This window comes from Haloterrigena salifodinae (assembly GCF_003977755.1).
Taxonomy (GTDB): Archaea; Halobacteriota; Halobacteria; order Halobacteriales; family Natrialbaceae; genus Haloterrigena; species Haloterrigena salifodinae.
On the sequence record NZ_RQWN01000003.1, the window covers coordinates 673,355 to 693,293 of the forward strand.

At 67.2% G+C, this 19,939-nt stretch carries 21 protein-coding genes; 12 read left to right on the plus strand and 9 right to left on the minus strand.

What is annotated here, in order from left to right:
- Positions 1-2: 2 nt before the first annotated feature.
- On the plus strand, positions 3-392 hold the full coding sequence (locus EH209_RS17815; RefSeq protein ID WP_126664185.1) for a 2Fe-2S iron-sulfur cluster-binding protein: 390 nt from the start codon (positions 3-5) through the stop codon (positions 390-392).
- A gap of 94 nt (positions 393-486) precedes the next feature.
- A complete protein-coding gene (gene ligA / locus EH209_RS17820; RefSeq protein ID WP_126664186.1) occupies positions 487-2,565 on the plus strand; it encodes an NAD-dependent DNA ligase LigA in 2,079 nt (692 codons plus the stop codon).
- A gap of 33 nt (positions 2,566-2,598) precedes the next feature.
- Here ligA and EH209_RS17825 read toward each other — a convergent pair whose 3' ends face one another.
- The 5 genes from EH209_RS17825 to EH209_RS17845 all read right to left on the minus strand — a co-directional run bounded on the left by EH209_RS17825 (position 2,599) and on the right by EH209_RS17845 (position 6,288).
- The gene (locus EH209_RS17825; RefSeq protein WP_126664187.1) at positions 2,599-2,787 is read right to left on the minus strand and encodes a multidrug transporter; all 189 of its coding nucleotides are present in this window, start codon (positions 2,785-2,787) and stop codon (positions 2,599-2,601) included.
- A 130-nt stretch (positions 2,788-2,917) separates the two neighbouring features.
- Positions 2,918-3,889 (minus strand): ArsA family ATPase, encoded by a 972-nt coding sequence (locus tag EH209_RS17830; RefSeq protein ID WP_126664188.1) that lies wholly within the window; start codon positions 3,887-3,889, stop codon positions 2,918-2,920.
- A 150-nt stretch (positions 3,890-4,039) separates the two neighbouring features.
- Positions 4,040-5,014: an ABC transporter permease gene (locus tag EH209_RS17835; protein WP_126664189.1), complete on the minus strand. Its 975-nt coding sequence runs from the start codon at positions 5,012-5,014 to the stop codon at positions 4,040-4,042.
- The gene (locus EH209_RS17840) at positions 5,011-5,937 is read right to left on the minus strand and encodes an ABC transporter ATP-binding protein (protein WP_126664190.1); all 927 of its coding nucleotides are present in this window, start codon (positions 5,935-5,937) and stop codon (positions 5,011-5,013) included. Before EH209_RS17840 ends, EH209_RS17835 begins: the two co-directional genes overlap by 4 nt.
- Positions 5,938-6,018: 81 nt before the next feature.
- On the minus strand, positions 6,019-6,288 hold the full coding sequence (locus EH209_RS17845) for a hypothetical protein (RefSeq protein ID WP_126664191.1): 270 nt from the start codon (positions 6,286-6,288) through the stop codon (positions 6,019-6,021).
- A gap of 130 nt (positions 6,289-6,418) precedes the next feature.
- Here EH209_RS17845 and EH209_RS17850 point away from each other — a divergent pair, with 130 nt between their 5' ends.
- From EH209_RS17850 to EH209_RS17870, 5 genes are all read left to right on the plus strand, one after another.
- Positions 6,419-7,081, plus strand: coding sequence for a hypothetical protein (locus tag EH209_RS17850; protein WP_126664192.1), 663 nt, complete (start codon positions 6,419-6,421; stop codon positions 7,079-7,081).
- A gap of 26 nt (positions 7,082-7,107) precedes the next feature.
- Complete coding sequence (locus EH209_RS17855; RefSeq protein WP_126664193.1) at positions 7,108-8,859, plus strand: excinuclease ABC subunit C; 1,752 nt, start codon at positions 7,108-7,110, stop codon at positions 8,857-8,859.
- Between the two features lie 105 nt (positions 8,860-8,964).
- Positions 8,965-9,558, plus strand: coding sequence for a DUF192 domain-containing protein (locus EH209_RS17860; RefSeq protein ID WP_126664194.1), 594 nt, complete (start codon positions 8,965-8,967; stop codon positions 9,556-9,558).
- 84 nt (positions 9,559-9,642) lie between these two features.
- Positions 9,643-9,939 carry a translation initiation factor gene (locus EH209_RS17865; RefSeq protein ID WP_126664195.1) on the plus strand — a complete coding sequence of 99 codons (297 nt, stop codon included), beginning with the start codon at positions 9,643-9,645 and terminating at the stop codon, positions 9,937-9,939.
- 99 nt (positions 9,940-10,038) lie between these two features.
- Entirely contained in the window at positions 10,039-10,548 is a 510-nt protein-coding gene (locus EH209_RS17870; RefSeq protein ID WP_126664196.1) for a GNAT family N-acetyltransferase, read from the plus strand.
- Between the two features lie 753 nt (positions 10,549-11,301).
- On the opposite strand, the gene EH209_RS17880 is transcribed toward EH209_RS17870, so the two are convergent.
- Positions 11,302-12,408: a saccharopine dehydrogenase family protein gene (locus tag EH209_RS17880; protein ID WP_126664198.1), complete on the minus strand. Its 1,107-nt coding sequence runs from the start codon at positions 12,406-12,408 to the stop codon at positions 11,302-11,304.
- A 99-nt stretch (positions 12,409-12,507) separates the two neighbouring features.
- Positions 12,508-13,638: an ORC1-type DNA replication protein gene (locus tag EH209_RS17885; protein ID WP_126664199.1), complete on the minus strand. Its 1,131-nt coding sequence runs from the start codon at positions 13,636-13,638 to the stop codon at positions 12,508-12,510.
- A 135-nt stretch (positions 13,639-13,773) separates the two neighbouring features.
- Between EH209_RS17885 and EH209_RS17890 the strand changes: the two genes are divergently transcribed.
- Positions 13,774-14,094 (plus strand): hypothetical protein, encoded by a 321-nt coding sequence (locus EH209_RS17890; protein WP_126664200.1) that lies wholly within the window; start codon positions 13,774-13,776, stop codon positions 14,092-14,094.
- A gap of 50 nt (positions 14,095-14,144) precedes the next feature.
- Here the strand turns inward: EH209_RS17890 and EH209_RS17895 are convergent, their stop codons facing one another.
- Both EH209_RS17895 and EH209_RS17900 read right to left on the minus strand, forming a co-directional pair.
- The gene (locus EH209_RS17895) at positions 14,145-14,312 is read right to left on the minus strand and encodes a DUF1059 domain-containing protein (RefSeq protein ID WP_126664201.1); all 168 of its coding nucleotides are present in this window, start codon (positions 14,310-14,312) and stop codon (positions 14,145-14,147) included.
- A gap of 77 nt (positions 14,313-14,389) precedes the next feature.
- Entirely contained in the window at positions 14,390-16,474 is a 2,085-nt protein-coding gene (locus tag EH209_RS17900; RefSeq protein WP_126664202.1) for a MutS-related protein, read from the minus strand.
- A gap of 80 nt (positions 16,475-16,554) precedes the next feature.
- On the opposite strand from EH209_RS17900, the gene EH209_RS17905 reads away from it, so the two are divergent.
- The 4 genes from EH209_RS17905 to EH209_RS24200 all read left to right on the plus strand — a co-directional run bounded on the left by EH209_RS17905 (position 16,555) and on the right by EH209_RS24200 (position 19,927).
- Positions 16,555-18,153 carry a SagB/ThcOx family dehydrogenase gene (locus EH209_RS17905; RefSeq protein WP_126664203.1) on the plus strand — a complete coding sequence of 533 codons (1,599 nt, stop codon included), beginning with the start codon at positions 16,555-16,557 and terminating at the stop codon, positions 18,151-18,153.
- Positions 18,154-18,407: 254 nt separating this feature from the next.
- The gene (locus EH209_RS17910; protein ID WP_126664204.1) at positions 18,408-19,364 is read left to right on the plus strand and encodes a DUF368 domain-containing protein; all 957 of its coding nucleotides are present in this window, start codon (positions 18,408-18,410) and stop codon (positions 19,362-19,364) included.
- Positions 19,365-19,433: 69 nt separating this feature from the next.
- On the plus strand, positions 19,434-19,664 hold the full coding sequence (locus EH209_RS17915; protein WP_126664205.1) for a hypothetical protein: 231 nt from the start codon (positions 19,434-19,436) through the stop codon (positions 19,662-19,664).
- A 92-nt stretch (positions 19,665-19,756) separates the two neighbouring features.
- Positions 19,757-19,927 carry a hypothetical protein gene (locus tag EH209_RS24200; protein WP_164722071.1) on the plus strand — a complete coding sequence of 57 codons (171 nt, stop codon included), beginning with the start codon at positions 19,757-19,759 and terminating at the stop codon, positions 19,925-19,927.
- Positions 19,928-19,939: the final 12 nt, after the last annotated feature.

Below are 19,939 nucleotides of genomic sequence, written 5' to 3' on the forward strand. Positions count from 1 at the left end.
GGATGGTGAGACAGCACCACGACGTGACCCTCGAGTGGCCCGATGCCGACCGCGAGACGCGGACCATCGCGGTCAGCGAGGACGAGACGGTTCTCGAGGCCGCCAAGCGCGCCGACATCGCCCTTCCCTTTGGCTGTCGCACCGGCGCCTGCGGGACCTGTACGGGGCGGCTGCTCGAGGTCGACGGAGCGGAGCCGGCGGCCGGCGACGACGGACGCAGTACGGTCGGAATCGACGGCGCGTTCTCGTATCGTCGCTCGCCTCGAGCGCTGAAGGACCGACACCGTGACGCGGGCTACGTCCTGCTGTGCATCGCCTCGCCGCGAGCAGACTGTCGGATCGCCGTCGGTGCGAGCGTCCACACCGAACTGGTAGACAACCCGTGGAAGTGACCGATTCGGACGAACCGGTCGCGTCTCGAGCGGAGATCCCGCATTCGAGCGGCAGTCAGTAACGTTAACGGGCGCGAGCGGCAACCCTCGAGCAATGTCTGTCGCCGACGAGGACGCGGAGAACCCGTACCTCCGGGATCCGCCGACCGACTTCGCCCCGGTCGAGGAGCTCTCGGAGGACGAGGCCCGCGAACAGGTCGAACTGCTCCGGGAGGCCGTCCGCGAACACGACCGCCGGTACTACGTCGAGAGCGAACCGCTGATCGCCGACCGGACCTACGACGCGCTGTTCGCCCGCCTGCGGGACCTCGAGGACGCCTTCGGGCTCGAACACCCCGACAGCCCGACGCGAAGCGTCGGCGGCGAGCCCATCGAGGAGTTCGACACGGTTGAGCACGTCGCGCCGATGCTCTCGATCGACCAGAGCGGCGAGGAGGAAGACGTTCGCGAGTTCGCGGACCGCGTGCGCCGCGAAGTGGGTGATGTCCAGTACGTCTGCGAACCCAAGTTCGACGGCGTCTCGATGGAGTTCGTCTACGAGGACGGCCGCCTCGAGCGCGCGGCGACCCGCGGGGACGGCCGCGAGGGCGACGACGTGACGCGCAACGCACGCACGATCGGCTCCGTTCCCCAGAAGCTCCACGGCGACTACCCCGATTTCCTCGCCGTTCGGGGCGAGGTCTACATGCCCAAGGACGCCTTTCAGAGGCACAACCGCACGCGCATCGAGCGCGGCGAGGAGCCCTTCGCCAACCCGCGCAACGCCACCGCGGGGACGATCCGCCAGCTCGATCCCGCCGTCGTCGCCGACCGTCCCCTCGAGGTGTTCTTCTTCGACGTGCTCGAGGCCAGCGACCTCGAGGACAGCCACAGCGCCGAACTCGAGCGCTTTCCCGAGTGGGGGCTGCGGGTCACTGAACACGTCGAACTCGTGGACGACATCGACGAGGCGATCGACTATCGCGACCGGATGCTCGAGGCCCGCGACGACCTGAACTACGAGATCGACGGCACCGTCATCAAGGTCGACGCCCGCGACGCCCGCGAGGAGTTGGGCCGGACGGCGCGCCACGACCGCTACGCGTTCGCCTACAAGTTCCCCGCCCGCGCCGAGGTGACGCCCATCGTCGACGTGGCGGTGCAGGTGGGACGTACCGGTCGGCTGACGCCGGTCGCCCTCTTGGAACCGGTGGACGTCGGCGGCGTGACGGTCTCGCGGGCGAGCCTGCACAACCCCGAGGAGATCGCCGAGAAGAACGTCGGGATCGGCGACACGGTCCGCGTCCAGCGGGCCGGCGACGTCATCCCATACGTCGAAGAGGTCGTCGAGAAGGACGGCGAGGGTCACTACGAGCTGCCCGACCACTGTCCCATCTGCGACAGCGCCGTCGAGCGCGACGGTCCGATGGCCTTCTGTACCGGCGGCCTCGCCTGCGACGCCCAGCTCCGGCGGTCGATCGAGTACTACGCCGGCGACGACGGGCTCGACCTCGAGGGGCTCGGCGAGAAGAGCGTCCGCCAACTGGTCGACGCCGGCCTCCTCGAGTCCGTCGCGGACCTCTACGAACTCGACCGCGAGGACCTCACGGCCCTCGAGGGCTGGGGTGAGACGAGCGCCGAGAACGTCCTCGACGAAATCGAGGCCAGCCGCGAGCCGCCGCTCGCCGACTTCCTCTCGGCGCTCGGCATCCCTCACGTCGGGCCGACGACGGCCCGCGAACTCGCCCGCGAGTTCGGCACGTTCGACGCGTTCCGCGAGGCCGCCGATGCCGAGCCCGAACGCCTCGAGGACGTGCCGGACGTCGGCGAGACCGTCGCCGAACAGCTCCACGAGTTCTTCACCAGCGAGGCCAACGCCGCGGCGGTCGGCGACTTGCTCGAGCAAGTCTCGCCCCAGGAGTCAGACCTCGAGAGCGGCGGCGACGAACTCGAGGGCCTGACGTTCGTCTTCACGGGGTCGCTCGAGGGAGTCACCCGCAGCGAGGCCCAGGAGACCGTCGAAGCTCACGGCGCCAACGCGACGGGCAGCGTCTCGGGGAACACGGACTACCTCGTCGTCGGCGAGAATCCGGGACAGACCAAACGCGACGACGCCGAAGCGAACGACGTCCCAATTGTCGACGAGGGCGAGTTCCGCGAGCTGCTGGCGGAGTACGGGATCGACCTCGAGTGAGCGCTCGCCGCGTCCGGCGGCGACGGGCGGCGCTCAGTCACGCCGGCTGAGGACCGTGACGAGGGCAACCACGGCGGCGACGACGCCGATGAGCGTGGGAACGAGTTGGCCGCTGCCCCACTCCCAGCCGAGGAACTGGGTGCCGACAATCGCGACGAGCGCGACGGCCAGTCCGGTCGCGGTGCCGATCGAGGACGAGCTTCGGCCGATGGAAAACGTCATGTGCTACTATTGGACGTCCAACAAGTAAAACGGCCGGGCCGCGCCGCCGTCTTGCGCGCCCGACTTCGGCGTCCCCTCGCACCGTTGCTGCCGCGCCGTCTCGTGCCACCGACGATCGCTCCGGTCGCTCTCACACCTCGGCGGGCAACCGCGCCGCGATCTCCGCGACCGCCTCGAGGCCCTGCACCTCGCCCTCCCGTTCGGGCAGCGTGACGACCTCGAGGTCGGGAAACGTCTCCCGGACCTCTTCGACCCGCTTCAGATGACGCTGGTGGCGCGACTGACACCGCGAGCAGTCGTCCTCGGGATCCTCGAAGACCCGATTCACGACGAGGCGGTCGACCCGAACGTCGGCTTCCCGTAGCGTCCCCACCAGCCGTTCGGACTCGGCGATGGCCATCCCCTCCGGGAGGAGGACGACGCGAAACTCCGTCCGTTCGGGGTCGGTCAGCAGGTCGCGAGCGCGCTCGAGACGGGCGCGAAACGCTTCGAGACTTTCCTCCTCGTCGTCGCTACTGCTGCCCATCATCGACATCGGGCCGAGGACGGCCGTCCGGGCGGCGTTGCCGATCCGCTTGGCCTGCCCGCGCAGCGACTGGGCCGTCTCGAGGGCCAGCCCCATCACCTCGGGCATGTCGAATAGTCGAAGGGTGTGGCCCGTCGGCGCGGTGTCGAAGACGACCACGTCCCAGTCGCCCTCGTCGACGTATTCGACGAGCAGATCGAGGGCCGCAATTTCGTCGCTGCCGGCCGGCGCGCCCGAGGCGAACAGCCGTCGGACTTCCTCGTCGTCCAGCCGAATGCCGGCGCTGCGGAGGTCCTTCGCGAGCGCTCGCGCCAGTTTTTCGTACCGTTCCTTCTGGGTGTCGGGATCGATCTCGACGGCCCAGAGACTGCCGTCACCGCCGCTATCGCCGACGTCCTCGAGTTTGCGGGGTTCGGCTCCGAGATCGACCTCGAGGGAGTCCGACAGCGAGTGGGCCGGGTCGGTCGAGACGACCAGCGTCTCCCGGCCACCCTCGGCCAGTCGGACGGCGGTCGCCGCCGCGCAGGTCGTCTTGCCGACGCCGCCCTTGCCGCCGTAGAAGATGCAGTCGGTCACGGTCTCGCGTACGATCGACGGACACCTAAATCGATTGCCACGATCGTCGGAGTGTCATCGCTGGCGATGGATGCAGGTCGATCGAGTCGGGGTGCGGACTCGAGCGCGAAGTGAGGCGAAAAGAACGAACGCGCGGCGAACGCCGTCAGTCTACAGGTCGACGCGGTCGAACCGCCAGAGCGCGACCGCGAGCGGGACGACGATCCACAGCAGCAGGATGATAAAGGAGAACCAGTCCTCGAGGAAGAACGGCATGCCGTCCGGGAAGTAGTAGCCCGGATACGTCGTTCCCGTGACGGTGTCGCTGATGATCGAGAGCGCGTTCGCGAAGGCGTTGCCCGGATCGAGCGAGTCGATGAACAGCGCCCAGTCGGGCGCGCGTTGGGTGGTTATCTGTTCGGTCGCTCCGTTTGGCATCTCGAAGGTCCGCGTGTACTCGACGCCGTTGATCGTTCCCCTGGAGACCAGAAAATTAATAATCTGAAGTAGGAAGTTCCAAACTCCATAAAACAGCAGGAAGACGCCGAAGACCGCGGCGCCGGCGACCGTCGTCGACTTGGTCATCGAGGAGAGCGAGACGGCGATACTGGTGTAGGCGAGGCCGTAGAGGATCGCCATCGCGAGCAGTCCGGCGTACTCGACCACGTCGAAGCTCCCGAGGATCGCGGCGACGGCGACGGCCGCGAGGACGAACCCGACGATCAGCGACAGCGACAGCACGGCCGCTCGGCCGAGCAGTTTGCCCAGGAGCACGTCCTTTCGCGAGTGGGGCAGCGAGAGCAACACCTTGATGCTCCCGGTCTCTCGCTCGCCGGCGATGGCCTTCCAGCCAAGCACCAGCGCGATCAGCGGAATGATGACCTTCGTCATCTGGCTGACCAGCGAGACGAGCGCCCCCGTCGTCTCCGCCTGCGTCGGCGAGACCTCGGCGCCGAAGTACGAGATCCCGCCCGTGACGCCGACCAGCAACAGGAAGAAGAAGACGCTCAGTCCCCAGAACAGCCACGAGCGGACGGCGTCCTGAAAGTCCTTCTTCGCGACGGCGCGGACGCTCTCGAGATTCACGGAACTCGAGGCCGATCCCGATCCCGACCCCGATGATCCGGCTGCGGTCTCGGTACTCATCGCGCGTGCACCTCCGTGCCGGTCGTGTACGACTGGAAGACGTCCTCAAGGGAGGCCTCGCGGGTCGTGAAGTCCTTGACCTCGATGCCCCGATCCTCGAGTTCGCCGAGGACGGCCGTCTTGGAGCCCTGGACCTGGACGACGAGCACGGGCGGATTCCGGTCCTCGACGGTGGCGTCGGAGACGTCGGGCAGCGAGCGGACGACCTGCAGCGTGTCGTCGTCGAGGCGGTCGACGGTAACCCGCAGAGTCGTCCCGCCGCCGACGGAGTCGCGCAGCCCCTCGACGGTGTCGACGGCGACCATCTCGCCGTCCCGGAGGATGCCGACGCGGTCACAGACCGCCTCGACCTGCTCCATGATGTGGCTCGAGAAGAAGACGGTCGCGCCGCGTTCGTTCTCCTCGCGGACGATCTGGCGCATCTCGCGGGCGCCGTTGGGGTCGAGCCCCGTCGACGGTTCGTCGAGAATGAGGAGGTCCGGCTGGCCCACGAGGGCCATCGCCAGCATGAGTCGCTGGGACATCCCCTTCGAGAAGCCGCCGGCCTTCTTGTCGATGGCGTCGACGAGGCCGACCCGTTCGAGGAGGGCTTCGGGGTCGTCGTCGGATCCCTTCGAGTCGATGGCGAACTCGAGGTGCTGGCGGGCCGTCAGGCGGTCGTAGGTCTCGACGCCCTCCGGGAGGACGCCGGTCTGCGAGCGGATCTCGCGGCTGTTGGCCTGGGCGTCCATGCCCAGCACTTCGACCCGGCCGGCGGTCGGCCGGATGAAGTCGAGGATGACGTTGATCGTCGTCGACTTGCCGGCGCCGTTCGGACCGAGAAAGCCGAATACCTCACCCTCCTGGACCTGAAATGACAGATCCTCGAGCGCGAGGGTCTGACCGTAGGACTTGGTCAGGTTATCGACTGTAATAGCTGGCATAGCTGTGTGGTCTCACCCGCGTCCGATAAGAGTTGTTACTCTCCCGTGATAATATTCGTCTCCTCGGGGAGGAAAAATGGGCTAGATCGGGTCGTCGGGACCGTACTGCTCGGCAGTACGTTCGGCCTCCGTGGCGTACCGGTCCCGGGTCACCTCGTCGTCGACCGGCTCGAGTTCGTCCTCGGGGACGTCGACCGCCGCGGTGACTTCGGCGCCGGTTTGCAGCGATTGGCCCGATCGCTCCCGCTGTTGATACTGCGATCCGTCGGGCGTCGCGTAGACGAGCGTCACGATGTTCCGGCTGTCGAAGTCGCGCTCGACGAGCCAGCACTGCGCCGTCGACTCACTCATACCCACCCCTTCGGCGTCGACGACCGAGAATGTACCGCGTCCCTCGTCGGGCGACGCCGGGCGGACGGTCTCACGCAGTGGCGGACTTCGCGAGGTACTTGCCCCTCGAGGTAAGATTTCATACTACTCCATGCAGGAGACCTGGAGCGACCACGTCGACCAGTTGCTGGACGAGCGCGAGCGAGAACAGCACCGCGTCGACCTCGAGCGGGCGATGGTCGTCGTCACGAACCGTCGCGTGCTGGCCTTTACGCCCGACGAGGACGGGCCGAACTACCGATCCGCCGATCGGCCGAACGTCACGCGGGTCTCCGTCGAAACCAACAGCGCACTGGGACGGCTCCTCTGGGCGTCCCTCTTCTTGTTCCTCGGGCTCAGCCTCCTGATGATCAGCACGACGGTCGACCTCGCCGGCTTCGCCGACGACTACGCCGGCACAACCGGCGATCCGACCGGTATCGTCGACGCCGCTCTCGAGGCGCTCGCGACGATTTTGACGGTGTTCGATCTCTCGATCCTCGTCGGCGGCGGCCTCCTGCTCGTGCTCGCCGTCCTGTCCTTCGCCGGCTACGTCCGGTCGCGGTGGCAGCGACTCGCCCTCCGGGTCAGCGGTGACGACGACATCCTGCTCCCGGTCACCGACGCCGACCTCGAGGCCGGGCGGGCGGTCGCCCTCGAGGAGGCGATCCACCCGAATACGTCGCCCGCGGACGGCGACGCCGGTGGCGACTCACCGACCGACGGCTTATCGACCGACGATCCGTCAACTGCCGGGATCGATGAGTCAGGCTGAAAGCCGCTGACGACCTAGCCCCGCCGATGAACGCCGACGGGGTCCGCGAACGAGCAAAGTCGCTGCCGCGCGAGCCCGGCGTCTACCAGTTCCGGGCCGAGGGAACCACCCTCTACGTCGGGAAGGCCGTCGACCTCCGGAGTCGCGTCCGCTCCTACGCCGATCCGCGGACGGCGCGAATCCGCCGGATGGTCGACCGCGCCGACGAGATCGAGATCGCCGTCACCGACACCGAGACACAGGCGCTGTTGCTCGAGGCGAACCTGATCAAGCGCCACCAGCCCCGCTACAACGTCCGGCTGAAGGACGACAAGTCCTACCCGATGGTGCAGTTGACCGACCACGAGGCCCCGCGGATCGAGATCACCCGCGATCCCGCCGAGTCCGCGACGGTCTTCGGTCCGTTCACCAACAAGGGCCAGGTCGAGACCGTCGTGAAGGCCCTACGGGAGACCTACGGCGTCCGCGGCTGTTCGGACCACAAATACAGCGGCCGCGAGCGCCCCTGTCTGGACTACGAGATGGGGCTTTGTACCGCGCCCTGCACCCGCGAGATCGACCTCGAGAGCTACGTGCAGGACGTGACCGCGGTCGAGCGCTTCTTCGAGGGCGAGACGGGGATCCTCGCGGACCCGTTGCGCCGGGAGATGGAAGCCGCCGCGGAGGACCAGAACTTCGAGCGCGCCGCCAATCTTCGGGACCGTCTCGAGACCGTCGAGGCCTTCCACGGCGAGGGCGGCGAGGCGGTCCAGTCGGTCGGCGACGAGCGCGCGGTCGACGTCCTCGGGGTCGCCATCGAGGGCGAGAACGCGACCGTCGCCCGCCTGCGCGCCGAGCGCGGGAAACTGGTCGACCGGGACCGACACACCCTCGAGGCGCCCGCAGCCGAGGGCGCCGGAGACGAGGAGGGGGGCGTCCCCGCGGTGCTGGCCGCCTTCGTCGTCCAGTACTACGCCGAGCGCGACCTGCCTGACGCCCTGCTGCTGCCCGAACGCCACGGCGACGGCGAGGTCGCGGTGTGGCTCGAGGCCGAGGGCGTCTCGGTGCGCGTCCCCGGCGCCGGTCGGGAGGCCAAACTGGTCGACCTCGCGCTGAAGAACGCCCGCCGGAACGTCGGCGGCCGCGACGAGTGCGGGATGCTCGCTGACGCCCTCGAGATCGACGCGGCCCGGCGGATCGAGGGGTTCGACGTGAGCCACGCCCAGGGGAAGTCGGCGGTCGGCAGCAACGTGACGTTCGTCGACGGCAGCGCCGAGAAGGCAGACTACCGCCGGAAGAAACTCACCGACCAGAACGACGACTACGACAACATGCAGACCCTCCTCGAGTGGCGCGCCAGCCGCGCCGTCGAGGGGCGAGACGATCGCCCTGACCCTGATCTGCTCCTGATCGACGGCGGCGAAGGCCAACTTGAGGCCGCCCGCGACGCGTTGGCCGCCGTCGGCTGGGACGTGCCCGCGGTCGCGCTGGCGAAGGCCGAAGAGCGCGTGGTCACGCCCCGACGGACGTTCTCGTGGCCGAGCGACGCGCCCCACCTCCACCTCCTCCAGCGGGTGCGCGACGAGGCCCACCGCTTCGCGGTGCAGTACCACCAGACCGTCCGCGACGAGGTCAAGACGGTGCTGGACGACGTCCCCGGCGTCGGCCCTGAGACCAGAAAGCGACTCCTCGGCCGGTTCGGCAGCGTCGAGAACGTCCGCGAGGCGAGCGTCGACGACCTCGAGAGCGTCGAGGGGATCGGCGAGAAGACAGCCGAGACGATCAAATCGCGACTCTGACGCGCCCGCTTCCGGAACCGGTACCGGTGGCTGACACTCTCTGCCGATGATTACTTGCCGAAACTATGCAGAAGTAATTTATCCCGTATCGTTGGAAGCACTGCTATGAAAACCGAGCTGCGCCGCCGGACCCTGCTCGCCGTTTCCGGTGCGGTCGCGGTCGCCGGCTGTCTCGACGCAGGCGACTCGAGCGAGGCGAACGGCGAGACGCAGGCCGAATCGTCCGACGGAACGACTGACGACGACGACGAGACGGATGGATCAGAGGCGAACGCTACCGCGGAACCGGTTCACGAGGACTACGAAACGACCGAGGTCCGGATCGTTTCCGCCGATGGGGACGAACTCGGTGCGGTGACGGCGGCGATCGCTGACACGCAGGACCTCCAGAGTCTCGGACTCAGCGACACCGAGGAACTGCCGTCGGACCACGGCATGCTGTTCGTCTTCGAGTCGGTCGGGGAGCACACGTTCGTCATGCGGGAGATGGACTTCGGCATCGACATCGTTTACGCCGACTCGGACGGGACGATCACCGACGTTCACCACGCGCCGGCGCCCGAACCGGGCGAGGACGGCGAGGAAGAACACCACCAGTATCCCGGCCGGGGACAGTACGTCCTCGAGGTCAACTACGAGTGGACGACCGACCACGACGTTAGCGAAGGGGACGTCCTCGAGTTCGATCTCGAGGCGTGACCGATACCGCCGCCGGGCCGCCGTCGTGTGACCGTTGCGAAAGCAAGGACAGGGCTATCCCCCGTACCGGTCCTATGATACGGCATGTCAAACGACGACGAACTCGACGACCTGCTCGACGAACTCGACAGCCAGGGCGACCTCGAGACGTCACAGCAGGTGCTGTCGATCCGGACGGAGAGCCGTCGGTACGACAAGCCGGTGACGATCGTCGAGGGCTTCGACCTCGAGTCGGACGAGATCAAATCGATCGCGTCGGACCTCAAGAGTTCGATGGGGACGGGCGGGACCGTCGACGACGGCCGGATCGAACTGCAGGGCGACCACCGGGACCGGGTGCCTGACCTGCTCCGCGAGCGGGGGTTCGACGTTCGCGAGTGAGCCGTCCCGAACGGCCGAACTAACGCTTTTCGCGTCGAACCGGCGCTCGAGCCGCTCCCGCGTCGAAGTCGCTTTATGTCCGTCCTAGCAAGTACGAGTATGAGGATTCGTCCGGCAGTGGACGACGATTTTCCGGACATACGAGCGATCGCTCGGAAAACGTGGCACGATACCCACGACGAACTCGACGAAGACCTGATCGACCGAACCGTCGACGACTGGTACACCGACGACTCGATGCCCCTCGAGGCGCCGGGGACGGTCGTCCTCGTCGTGGAAGCGGCGGACGGAAGTCAGGCGGAGTTCGACGACGATGACGGCGAAATCGTCGGCTTCACCCACGCGGTCGTCCAGGGCGACACGGCCGATATCCTCCGGATGTACGTCGATCCCGACCGGCAGGAAGCGGGCGTCGGGACCGATCTCCACGAACGGCTGGTCGAACAGCTCCGGGTCTACGACGTCGGGCGGATCCGCGCCTTCGACTTCGCGTTCAACGACGCCAGCCGGCGGTTCTACGAGGGGCTGGGCTTCGAGCGGACCGACGTCGGCGAGGTCGAGATCGACGGGGAGTTCTACGACGAGGCGGTCTACACGCTCAAGCTCTAGCAGTAGATAGTAATGAACGAGCAGTAATCAGTATAATATACTCAAGAATACATTTACGGATACTAATTAAATATAACGTATGAATCGACGCTCGGTCCTTGCTGCCAGCGGAGTCGCTCTCTCAACGGTTATTGCTGGCTGTTCGTCTGACGGGGACACACCGGACGGTTCGTCCGACGGGGACACGCTGGATGGGGAGTGTGAACTAATACACGACCTGGACCCGTCTCGTGTGAAAGAGTCTTACGATGGTGTGCCCGTCGAAACGTACAGATACGGAGATTTGAGTACGGAGGCCCAGCAGGTGTTCGACGAGGCACTCGCGGACGGTGTTTACTTCACCACAAATCAAAGTTTGCGCTCTGAAGAATTCCAGTACGGGGACGTCCAGTCAATCTATCACGTTATCCACCATAATGAAACGCACGTGATGGCAACGTATGTAAATGAAGGCTGTCGCGGTCCGTAAATTCCCTCTACTGAACGCGAGTTTCACGCACTCCCTCTGAATAAAGAAACCGTATTACCAACTACTGCTAGAGCGGACGGTACGGAAACAGATCGAGAACGGACGGAGCGCGTCTCTTCCGTTCGCTCGACCGGAAACGAGCGCAACGTTTCACTCGAGACGAGCGCATCACACGCCCCGTAAGGAGGGGCGAAACGCGGGTCGTATTCCGCGCCGGAGAGTTCAAGTGACCAATCGAGCCAGCCGGAAACACGTTTTCGAGGGAAGAAACCCGATGATCGACATTACTGCAACAGCGGATTCACCGGTGACGTCTCGTCGGGCGTCTCCTCGTCGAAGAAGCCCTCGACGCCCTCGAGTTCGAAGACGAAGTCGGCGCCGAACGCGCCGGCGGGGGTCTGGAAGCCGGCGTCGGCGTCGCCCGCGAGGACGCGCTCGGCGACCGTCACCGCGCCGTCGACGGTGACGACGTACGGATCGGGCGTCCGCAGGCGGGAGATGACGCGCTCGCCCTCCCCGTCGCCTTCCCCTTCAGTGCGCGCTTCGCCCCAGACGTACGCGGATCCGCGTTCGCGAGCCCGCTCGGAGGGACCGTCGCGGACGCCGGCCAACTGCTTCAGCGTCCAGCGCACCGGTTTCGACTCGAACACCGGCGAGAGGTAGCGATGCAGTCGCAGTGCGGTGCGGGCGGGCTGGGGCATCACCGCGTACATCTCGACGTTCGGAATCCCGGTCGTGTAGTGAGCCGTCGAAACGTCGCCCATCGGCATCGTCACCGCTGGCCGTTCGCCGCGCCCGAAGTCGATTTCGCGGGTCTTCCACCCCGTCGGCGCGCTCTCGAGGTTGCCGTCGCGGCGGACGGCGTTCTCGGTGTCGGCGCCCTCGATGACCGTCCGAAGCGTGCCGATCGAGGGCACGCGAAACGAGTCAACGCCCAGCGCGAGGTGAGTCGCCTCCGGAAGCCGGTCGGCGAGGTGGGCGGCCAGACAGTCCATCGGGATCGTCGAGAGTGCGGCCGCCGGGAGCAGCGTGATGCCGGCCTCCGTCGCCTCCTCGTCCCGGTCGTGGATCGACTCGATGACGGGGATCTCGCCGGTGATGTCGACGTAGTCCGTCTCGCTGCGGAGACAGCCCTTGACGAGCGGTTCGGCCGTATTCGAGAACGGCCCCGCGCAGTTCAGCACGCAGTCGACGTCCTCGAGGGCCGTCGCGACGGTCACGGGATCCTCGAGCGAGAACCGGCGACCCGGCTGCTCGAGGTCGGCGACCTGCTCGCGGAGCTGTTCCCGGTCGCGGCCGGCCAGGATCGGATCCAGTCCGCGGTCGATCGCCTCCTCGGTGATCAGACCGCCGACGAACCCGTACGAGCCGTAGATCAGAAGGGTCGGCATACCCCGAACGAGGCCGCGTCGGCGGTTAAGCGGCGGGCCGGCATTGCTATGCGGCGAACGGCGACAGCGAGAATCAGTATCTCGAGGGCCCGGTACGTCTCACTCGAGCCGCTCTAACACAGCGTCCTTCTCGTAGGACAGCGACAGCGACCGCGAGCGACCGCGGCCGTCGACCTCGACGTAGTTGGCGTCGATCAGCCCCAGCTGGTCGAGTTTGTTGACGATCTCCGAGTAGCGTGTGTAGCCCAGCTCGGTCTCCTCGTGGAACGCCTCGTAGACATCGCCGGCCTGCTCGCCGTCGTGGTGGGCGATCACCTCGAGCAGCGTCCGTTCGGTGTCGGTCAACCCCGAGAGGCTCCGCGAGAGGTTGATGTACTTGGACTTCTCGAAGGCCTGCTCGACGTCTTGGCGCTCGACGGTGCGGCTGGCGCGCATCTCGGCGTTCAGCCCGGCCCGGCGTAGCAGGTCGATCCCGACACGCAGGTCGCCGCTGTCGGCGGTGAGGTCGGCGACGTACTCCAAGGTGTCCCGGCCGATGACGCCGTCGTTGAAGCCGCGTGTGACGCGCTCCTCGAGGATGTCGACGATCTCGGGCTGGTCGTAGACGGGGAAGTAGACGTCTTCAGGGCGGAAGACGCTTTGGACCCGCGAGTCGAGTTCGTCGATGACGTCTAGGGCGGGGTCGGAGGAGACGACGACGACCCCGATCTTCGCGCCGGGGTACTCCTCGTGGGCCCGCAGGAGCGAGTAGAGCGTGTCCGAGGCCTCGTTCTCGTAGAAGAGGTAGTTGATGTCGTCCAAGGCGACGACGAGCACCTTGTCCTCCTCAACGAGCTTCTCGGCGATCTGGCCGAACAGCTTCTTGAACGAGATCCCCGAGGACGGCGGTTCGTAGTCGAAGGTCCCCTCGAAGAGCCGCGAGAACACCGAGTACCGGGTCGCGTTGACCTGACAGTTGACGCGGATGGTGCGGACGTCGCTGGTCTGGGCGCCCACCTCGTCGAACAACTTCTGGATGGCCGTCGTCTTGCCGGTGCCCGGCGGTCCGCGGACCATGACGTTCAGCGGCCGGGAGCCGCGCACCGCCGGCCGAAGCGCGTACGTCAGGCTCTGTGTCTGGCCTTCACGGTGCTTGAACGTCTCGGGAACGTAGTCGATCTCGAAAACGTGCTCGTCCCGGAACACGGATTCATCCCACGACAACATCCCCTCCTCGGGGTCGTCTGCCATCACTTTCACCCTGCTTCCGCAGCGTCTTAAGGATTCGGGCGGCCGATCCCGTGGTCGCGAGGAGCCGATCGATGCGTGTGACCACACCACAATAATTAATGTTTATTAGAATGACTTTCAGGCGAAGATACCGATATGACTCTACCGGACCCACCGGCGACGGTTCCTGACTTCCTGCTCGATCAGTTCACTGATCACTCGCCGGAGACGCTGCGAGACATCGGCGAGTACGCCCGCAAGGAGACCTACGTCGCGCCCGAGGCGGCGTCCGACTCCATCGTCGAAGCCTTCGCGCTGCAGGACGAGGAGACGCTCGCGGCGATCGCAGGGTACGTCGACGAACTCGGCGACTTCCTCGAGGAGCGCGACGCCGATTCGCTCGCGGCGATCACCGGCGACGACACGGACGACGAGGAATCGTGGGGCCACCAGCGAATTCTGGACTGGCACAGTTGAGCGGCCGACTGGCAGAATCTCCGACGCGTCGACTCGCCCGCACAGCCGCCTTACGCGAGTTCGACGCGATCCATTTCGCGTTCGATATCGGCTTTCGTGATCCGTCCGTTGTGGGTCATTCGAACGTGCGCTCGGACTAACCGCTCCACCTCGTCGGAGCTGCTCGAGCGGATCATGAACTGGCAGTGATCCCCCGAGCACTCGAACTGGTAGGGCATGTCATAGCATCGCTCGAGTATCAGGGTAGCTATTTCACTTGCATTTGCGGGAACAGGATTCGACATCGACCCGACGGCTAGTCGAACTTCTCGAGCAGCCGATCGTAGAAGACGGGCTCCGGATCGCCCTCGCCGTTCGGCGCGCCGCCGTTGGTCGCGACCGCGTCGTCCCGGGCCTCATCGGCCAGTTTCTCGACGATCAACTCGGGGGTCGACCGCGCGAGGTGGTCCTTGACGGGCGAGCGGTTGACCTCGAGTTCGCCGTCCACGAGGCCGACCGCCTCGATGCCGTCGACGGTCACGTCGTAGTCGGCCATCTCCCGGATCTCGCCGGCGAGGTGGGAGACGAAGACAGCCGTCGCGCTGTTTTCCGAGAGTGCCTCCAAGATGCCGGCGATGATCTTCGCCGAGGCGCCGGGTTCGGTGATGCTCTCGAGTTCGTCGACCAGCACGAGCGAGCCCTCGCCGCCCTGGGCGAGGTCGGCGAACTCCCGGACCGTCGACTCGAAGGCGCCCGCGTCGAGCGTCCCCTGCGTCTTGGCGTGGTAGTGGAGGTCGTCGAACCGCCGGAGGCGCACGCGCTCCGCCGGAACGGGCAGGCCCATGTGGGCCAGCACGACGACGCTGGCGACCAGATCAAGCGTCGAGGTCTTCCCCCCGCTGTTGACCCCCGACAGCAGCGCCACGTCCGAGACCGCGTAGTCGACGGGATCGATGGCCTCGAGCGGCTCGTCGAGCAGGGGCGACTGGCCGCCCTCGATGGCGAAGCCGACGGGGTCGTCGCTCTCGGTCGTCACTCCGTCGTCTTCCGAGGCGTTACGCGCCTCGCTCTCAACGAACTCCGGCATCGTACACTCGTACTCCCGGGCGAAGCGGGCGATCGCGAGTTCGACGTCCAACTCGAGGGCATCCCGAACGAGCTGGCGGGCCCCCTCGCGCTGGTCGGCCAGATCGGCGGCGAGCTCCCGTTTGAGTCGGCCGGCGCGGCGCTCCTTGGCCGCGGTCAGCTCCTCGCGCAGCCGCGAGACGACCGCCTCGTCGCGTTCGACCGGAAACGCCGGTTCGTCGCTGAACGCCCGTCGGGCGATCTCGCTCTCCCCCTGATCGAGATCCAGCGCGTCGATCAGGTGTTCGCGGGCGGCCTCGACGGCCGTGGCGTACTCGTCGGCGAGTTCGCGGGACAGTAGGGAGTCGACGCCGGCGCCCCGTTCGACCAGCGAGAGCAGGTCTGATCCTTCGATCGTCACGTCCTGCTCGCGGATGGCTTCCCGCAGACGGTCATTGGCCACGCTCTCGGCCGCGCTCGCGGCCGCGTCCAGGTCGTCGACCGCCGTCGTCAACCGGTCGAGTTCGTCGTCGCCCGCGACGGTGCCGTCCTCATCGAGCCGCGAGAGGCCGTCCCCGAGCGCCTCGAGGTCGCAGGCCGGATCCAGATCCGCCGCTTGATGCACCTCGACGGCCGCCTGCAGGCGGTCCCGGTTGCGCGCGAAGAAGGCCAGCGGCCGCTCGGGGACGACTTCGGCGGGATTCTCGAGGGCGCCGGGCTTGACCTGGACGTCGCCCTCGAGGGTGACGCCGGCGAAGGATTCGTCGAGCGCGATCACCGTCGAGTACCCCCTCGCGAGTTCGGCCAGTCCCTGGGCGTTCTCTACGATCTCGACGGAGAGCTCTGGGATCGCTTCTTTCGCCTCGCTATAACGCTCGGCGTCGGTCGTCGCCAGACAGCGCTCGCGGACGCGGACGTCGCCCGGGTTCCGGAGCGGTTCGAGCCCCTCGAGGGCCTCGAGCACCGCGTCGTCGTCGTCCCGGTCGATCGCCTCGCGGGCGAACGCCTGCACGTCCTCGATGCGCGAGCGGCGCGGACTCGGGTAGATCGTCTCAAGCCGCTGGGCGGCGTAGTCGGTAACGGTGCGTTCTTTCAGCAGTCCGAGGACCTCCCGGTAAACCTCGCGGGCGCGGTCGGTCGCGAGGAAGCCGCCGGGGTCGTCGTGCTCCTGGCGGATCGCGCCGCGCGCGATGCGGGCGGCCCGTCCCTGGGTGATCCCCGGCGCGGTCGCGATCGTCGCGACGTCGCCCCGCCGCAGCGCGCGCTCGGGCTCGTCGAGCGCTTCCAGCGCCCGAGCGGTCTTTTCGCCCACGCCCGGGATCGTCTCGAGGTCCATTGCTTCTCGACGGTCGTATCCAACCGAAGCGAGAAAAAGTTCCCGCCCGGTTTTTGGCGACCGGCGTGGTAACTCGGCGCATGCCGACCGGCGCACTCGAGTACCACGAACGGACGAAACACTCGCCCAGAAGCGTCCGCGAGGGGAGTACGGGGCTGAACTTCGACAACAAGCCGCGGCCGTACAAGGCGTACGTCGACCTGCCGTCGATCCCGCTGGCCGAGCGGATCCGCCCGCCCCAGCAGCCGGCGCTGTCGGCGATCGCCGAGCCGACGCCTGACGGCGACTCGAGGCGCGGTCGCGACCCGGACCGCGAGACCGTCACGACGCTCTGTTACTACGCCGCGGGCATCACGAAGGCGATCGACCTCCGAAATCGGACGAAACTGTTCCGGGCGGCGGCGACCACCGGCGCGCTCTACCACGTCGATCTGTACGTTATCTGTGGCGACCTCGAGGGGCCGGGTAACGACTCGAATGCCGATCCCGACCTCGACCTCGAGGCCGGCGTCTACCACTTCGATCCCCCCACCTGCTCGCTGGACGTCCTCCGCGAGGGCGACCACCGCGGCGTCCTCGCGGCCGCCAGCGAGTACGAGGCCGTCGCCGAGGCGCCGCTGTCGATCGTCGCGACTTCGACGTGGTGGCGAAACGCCTGGAAGTACGAGACGCGAACCGTCCGCCACGCCTTCTGGGATTCGGGGACGACGCTGGCGAACCTGCTGGCGGTCGCCCACGCGCTGGACTACCGCGCCGATGTCGTCACCGGCTTCGCCGACCGCCCCGTCGCCGACCTGCTCGGTGTCGACCCCGAGCGCGAGGCGCCCCTCGAGATCGTCCCGATCGGCGCGGACGCGCCCGTTCCGAGTTCGGCGGCCGCCGATATCGACCCGATCGATCCCGCTACAGAACCTCTCTCACCGAATGAACGGGAATTTCCGCTGATCCATGAGGCCTGGCAGGCCGGAACGCTCGAGGACGGCACCGCTGTTGCTTCGTGGCGCGCTGGAGGACCGACGGGGAACCGGACGATCGGCACCCGCGACCCCGGCGACGGCGAGCGCGTCCCGCTCGAGCCGGTCGACCACGATCGGGCCTCGAGCCGCCCCCTCCATCGAACGATCCGTCGACGCGGCTCCTGTCGCGAGTACGAGCGCGAGCCGATCAGCTTCCGACAGCTCTCGACCGTGCTCGACCGGGCCGTCCGCGGCGTCCCGATGGACGTACGGGGCGGGGGCGAGCGAAGCGAGACCGGCGCCGACCCGCCGCTCTCGTTCGTCGACCCCTATCTGATCGTCAACGGCGTCGACGGCCTCGAGTCGGGCAGCTACCACTACCATCCCGATGCGGGCGAACTCGAGCGCCTCCAGTCGGGCGAGTTCCGACGCGAAGCGAGCCACCTCGCGCTGGACCAGCGGTTGGGCGGCGATGCCGCGGTCTGCGTCTATTTCCTGACCGACCTCGAAGACATCGTCGATGCGCTCGGTGACCGCGGCTATCGCGCGGCTCAACTCGAGGCCGCCCTGACCGCGGGGCGGCTGTATTTGGGGACCTATGCCCACCGGACGCTGGGCGGGACCGGGCTGACGTTCTACGACGACGTCGCGACGGACTTCTTCGCGCCGCGAGCCGCTGGACAGACCCCGATGTTTCTGTACACGATCGGACGACCGGCCTGAGACGCTCGTTGCTGGAATCGGACGGTACCGTGTGGTGGAAGCCGAGCGGGGAGCGCAAACGGGCGGCGATGTGAGACGAGAGGCGAGAGCCGACTGACGGTCGACGAGGGCAGCGCGCCGACGTCGGTGTCGAACTTTTATACGGCAGCGCGTTACCCAATCGACCATGCAGTCCAGACCGCCCTGCGGTTCGTCGGCGCGGTACCGACTCGGATCGATCCCCACCCCGAACGGACGGCGACGAGAGCAGACGCATGGAGTATGAACGCACCGACGTGGTCGACCGCGTCGAACTGCTTCGCGCCTACGCGTACGGCCTCTGTATGGGCGCGGCCGACGCCCTGCCCGGCGTCTCTGGCGGCACCGTCGCGCTCTTGCTCGGCTTCTACGGCCGGCTGATCGCCGCTGTCACCGCGCTCACCCCCGGTCGGGCGCTCACCGTCCTGCGAGGCTATCGCCCTGAGCGGCGCTCCCGGGCCCGGGACGCGCTCCTCGAGATGGACCTCCAGTTCCTGCTGCCCCTCGGCGTCGGGATGGTCACCGCCGTCGTCTTCATCGCGGATATTGTCTCGTCGCTCGAGTCGTCCCACCCGGTCGCCCTGTTCGGCTTCTTCACCGGCCTGATCGCCGCCTCGGCGGTCGCCCTCTACCGGAGCCTCGAGATCACCTCGCCGAGCCACGTCGTCGCCGTGCTGGCCGGCGCCGGGCTCGCCTTGCTGGTCGCCGCCGATATCGTCGAACTTCCGGGCAGCGGCGGGGTCGTGATCTTCCTCGCCGGCGCCGTCGCCATCAGCGCGATGATCCTGCCGGGGATCTCAGGCTCGCTCATCCTAATCCTGCTCGGCCAGTACGTCTTCCTCTCCGGGGAGCTGAGCGCGTTCGTTCACGCGGTCGCCGACCTCGTCGGCGGCGGCTCGCTCGCGGCCGTCGTCGACCCGGGGACGACCGTCGCGCTGTTCGTCGCCGGCGGGATCGTCGGGCTCGTGACGATCGCTCGCGTCGTTCGCGCCGCGCTGGCCCGCCACCGATCGGTGACGCTGATCTTCCTGGTGAGCCTCATCGCCGGCTCGGTGCCGGCCCCGCTGCACAACATCGGTGAGAGCCACGCGTGGACTGCCGAGACGATGGGGCTGACCGCCGCGTGGGCAGTCCTCGGCGCTATCGCCCTGTTCGGCCTCGAGTATCTCGTCGGCGGCTTCGATCCGGAGTAAGTCGGCGGCTTCGGTCGCGCTTGCGCGCTCCGGGACGCTCGTTATTCCATCGGCGCCCTCAGGACGGATATGCCACTCAAGAAACTCCTCGGTTCGAAAGCGATGCGGTCGATGACGGTCGTTTCGGTTCTCTCGGAGGCTCGAAAGGCGTTCGGGCGGGGGAACCGGACTCGCGGAATCGCGCTCCTCTTCGTCGCCGTTCTCGCCTGGAAGTGGACAGTGGCTGGACTCGCAGCACAGGGCCTTCTCAAGCTGGTCCGCGGTGGTGGGTCGTCGCCATCGGACTCGAGTCCGGCCTGATCGCGTACCCGCGAGACCGCGGCGCTCGAGCGAGTTGTCGAGACGCCCCTCCGGGCGTAGCGCCTTCCCCGTCGGTTCCCTACGGTTCCGGTATGGGAGCCGACTGCACCTACTGCGGCTGCGATATCGAGCGCCACGAGCCGGTGTTCGTCAGTGAGGAAAGCGTCGAGACGCCGACGAGCCGGTTCTGCAACTACGGCTGTCTCGCGGCCCACATCGAGGAGGAGGGGTTGACTGCCGGGACGACCTGCGAGTGGCAGTAAGTCGGTCGTCGG